This is a genomic window from Methylobacterium sp. E-041 (assembly GCF_022829665.1).
In the GTDB taxonomy this organism is placed as follows: Bacteria; Pseudomonadota; Alphaproteobacteria; order Rhizobiales; family Beijerinckiaceae; genus Methylobacterium.
Map to the genome: position 1 here is coordinate 1 of NZ_JAKSYQ010000078.1, position 769 is coordinate 769.

The 769-nt window shown below is 66.2% G+C and carries 2 protein-coding genes; one reads left to right on the plus strand and one right to left on the minus strand.

Annotated elements, in window-relative coordinates; all coding sequences use genetic code 11:
• Positions 1 to 35: 35 nt before the first annotated feature.
• Positions 36 to 398: a hypothetical protein gene (locus tag MKK70_RS07875; RefSeq protein WP_243946714.1), complete on the plus strand. Its 363-nt coding sequence runs from the start codon at positions 36 to 38 to the stop codon at positions 396 to 398.
• Between the two features lie 7 nt (positions 399 to 405).
• On the opposite strand, the gene MKK70_RS07880 is transcribed toward MKK70_RS07875, so the two are convergent.
• The coding region (locus MKK70_RS07880) for a methyl-accepting chemotaxis protein (RefSeq protein ID WP_243946716.1) at positions 406 to 769 on the minus strand (364 nt) is incomplete at its 5' end.

The window sequence follows — 769 nt, forward strand, 5'->3', positions numbered from 1 at the left end:
GGGCTACAAGTCTCCCGATAAGCGGATGCGGGACGATGAGCAGAGAGATCATTCCATTGCGCCCGAAGGGGGCTGAGCAATCGGCTCTCGCTCGGATCGATGTCGCCGCCGTAGCGCTCCTGGCCGGGGGCCAAGCTACGAGCCTGCAGGCGGCGCGGGCTGAGGTTATCCTCGCGGACCTGCGGCTACGGCGGGATGAAATGAAGGCGCTGCTCTCCGACTTGCGTAGCCGGGAAACGAGTAGGCTGCCTCATATCGATGTTGCGAACGCCAACCTCATCGCCGCGATCGTTCAAGGGCTGGTGCAGATCGACTTGTTCATTGCGCAGGCCCGTGGCCTCTCGGAGAGGACGGAGCAACTAGGTTTTCGCAGCCCCAGGCATCGAGACAGGCGCTGAAAGGCGCCTAGTGCCGGTAGCGTTCGGCGAGGGCCATGAGGGCTCCTGCGAGCTCGGTGAGGTTGGCCGAGGCCGCCTCGACCTCGCGGGTGCCGGCGGCGGTCTGCTGGCTCGCCTGGCGGATGTTCTGCAGGGCGCCCATCACCTGCTCGATGCCGAGCTGCTGCTGGTTGGTCGAGGCGATGATCTGCTGGAAGGTCTGCGTCGCTTCTTCGACCCGCGCGGTGATCTCCTCGATCGTGCGCTGGGTCGTGTCGGAGCGCGCCTTGCCGGTGGCCGCCCGCTTGACCGCCTCCTCCGTCAGCATCACCGAGGTGTTGATGCCGCGCTGGATCTCCGAAAGGATGCCGCGCACCTGCAGGGTGGCCGCC